2 protein-coding genes are annotated in these 2,744 nt (G+C 39.0%); both read right to left on the bottom strand.

What is annotated here, in order from left to right:
- Nucleotides 1-821: recombinase family protein (locus tag T472_RS04995; RefSeq protein ID WP_023863378.1), on the bottom strand; the 821-nt coding region annotated here is incomplete at its 3' end.
- Between the two features lie 155 nt (nt 822-976).
- The gene (locus T472_RS04990) at nt 977-2,233 is read right to left on the bottom strand and encodes a recombinase family protein (RefSeq protein ID WP_278279635.1); all 1,257 of its coding nucleotides are present in this window, start codon (nt 2,231-2,233) and stop codon (nt 977-979) included.
- Nucleotides 2,234-2,744: the final 511 nt, after the last annotated feature.

Raw genomic sequence — 2,744 nt, 5'->3', positions numbered from 1 at the left:
CAGAATTTGTGATTGAGCCAAAATATGTTCGCAACTTTATTTGTAAATCTATTACCCGTAAAATTATGATTCGTGAGCAAATGCTTTACACTAGTACAATCCCAAACATCTCTCCCTAACGGTCTCTTAATACCTTTTTCTGTAAGTATCAATGCAATTTGATAGGTAGAAGTACCCTCCAGAAATAGGCTGAAAATTCTCCTGATCACTTCCGCTTCTTCTTCAACTATTCTTAAGGTCTTCTCTCCATCAATTTCAGCAACCCTGTAGCCATATTGATTCAGAAAAACAGGTTTTCCCATTTTATTTCTCTTCTCAACACCCCATTTAATTTGCTCGGAAATCGTCAAGGCTTCTTGCTGAGAAACTGCTGCTAAAGCTGTTAGAAAGAATTTATTACGCGTTTTTAATGAATCGATTTTTTCTTTTTCAAATATTACAGCTACATTGTTTTCTTTCAATAGCTCTACAGTTTCTAGTAGCTCTTTTGCATTTCTGGAGAATCTTGAAATACTCTTCGTAAGCACTACATCTATCCGTTGTTCCAAGCAATGCCTTATGAGCCTTTTAAGACCTGGTCGTTTATCTATCGTCAATCCTGAAATGCCACTATCATAATATATACCGACTAACTTATACTCAGGGTTCTTCAGAATATAAGTTGAGTAGTAATCCATCTGATTCTGTAAAGAACTTAATTTAGTGTCATCAGCAATATGACTAATCCTACAATAAGCTGCAACTCTTATCTTTCCACCATTTTGTTTAACTGGCTCTTTTCTCTCTGAAGACAACAGCACTTCAACTGATTTTCTTGCCACAATAAAAACTCCTTTCTCTAGAGCTGACCTGCTAATATTGCAGGTATGTTATTAATGGCTCTAGTCCAAAGATAATGCAAGTACTATCTCTGGAATGAAAGAAGTTCTGGATTCAATTGATGATATTAGATTTTTATTTCTGTGCCTAAATGTTACTACTCAGCTTTCTTACTCCTCTGTGGTCTTCTCCTAGCGTCGACTTCATATGAAACGCCGCATTTTAGTTGAAACTCTACTCGCCATTTATTGTAGACGATTCCCTTCTCAATGACTTTGGTTAGGATGTCCGGATCAAAGTCTTCTTCAGGACCTTTGATGTTCTCTAAGACTTCAATTAGGATTTTCAGATTCTCTTCAAGGTATTCACTTTCCTTTTTGTTCTCACTCAGCCCATCATACTCCATTTGGAGAATCTCCTGTTCGTATATTAAGTGTCGCATAGTCGCCTCGTAAATGGTCTCATTTGACCCTGTTGATCTGGCAGCCATTGCAGTAATCTTATCTGTGATCCTATCGATTTGGGTGCCTAGTTCATTTAGCCTTCTGTCTTCTTCCTCTGTCAATGAGGCTTCTTCAATGGACAGCTCCACATCTTCAATCAGTTTAGCCTTACCCTTTTTTATATCGAAGAGAAGTTTCATGAAGGCCCGCTCTAGTTCTTCCTCCCAAACATAACTGCATTTGCAGTCTTTAAAATTTGGATCTCTTTTGGAAGCAACTCTACAGTGCCAAGCCGTGAACTTCACAGGTGCACTATCCTCTCCACAGTGAGTGGTGAGCCGCCTTCTGGTGACTGGTCTTCCACACTCCCCGCAAAAGAGTTTATTTGAAAATGGTGCTGCCCCGCTATAAGCCATGTTGTATTTATTGTCTGGATCCCTAAACATCTTACTACGTCTATTCAGCTCTTCTTGTACCTTTTCCCAATCTTCCTCGCTGATGATCGCTGGATGGTGATTTCTAATATAGTACTGCGGCTGATGCTCTTTGTTTCTCACTCGCTCATGGGTCAGAAAATCCACCGTCACGGTCTTCTGTGCTAGACAATCACCTTTATATTTTTCATTTCGTAGAATTTTGTACACAGAATCTGAAGTCCAGGTCTTCTTATTTCTCGCTGTCCTAATCCCATCTTTCATCAGTTCCTTGGCAATTGTGGGTGTACCTTTCCCTTCAAGTACCTCCCAGTATATTCGCTTTACCACTTTGGCCTGCTTTTCATCGATGATGATGTTCCCGTCTTCATCTTCAGTGTAGCCAAGGAAATAGGTCGTTGGAACATGTGCTTTTCCCTGTTGGAACCTTTTCTGAACGCCCCACTTTGTGTTTTCCGAGATGGACCGCGACTCTTCCTGGGCCATGGATGATAAAATTGTGAGGAATAATTCACTCTTGCTGTCTAAGGTATCCAGATTCTCTTTTTCGCCTCGAATCTAAAAGGATAAAAAGGAAACCCAATACACAGAAAAATGTCAAGAAATACTCTGTTTTTGACCGGCAATTCTAGGATTTTGAAGTCCGTAACGTAAAAAAAGCCCACCACATTGTGATGAGCTGTAAACTTGATCTATATTTGCGCTCTCAGAGCGATTTGAAATTATCAAAGTGAGTCCATAGTTCATCCTAAATATTCTGAGTCGAATATACGACGCCTTATTATGTTACATGAAACTATGAAGAATGCAGAACCTAAACACGCTACCCTTCACTATCTATTTGTTGCTTTTCAATTCTAATAAAACGAGTTTCTTCTATTATATATGTATTCCTTTACGTATTTCTCATCATGAACAAGAATCAGACCCAAGACAGGAAATTTTGAAGGGTCACTAAAAAAACGACGCTTCAGTTTGCCTTCTAACGGCTTTTCATTGTATTTTTTGACCCATAGTTCCACTCAAGGTAAGCGTAAATTCTAGTGCA

The organism is Youngiibacter fragilis 232.1, assembly GCF_000495435.3.
Taxonomy (GTDB): domain Bacteria; phylum Bacillota; class Clostridia; order Clostridiales; family Clostridiaceae; genus Youngiibacter; species Youngiibacter fragilis.
Note: the sequence above shows the minus strand (reverse complement) of the source record. Positions and strands in the feature narration are given on the sequence as shown.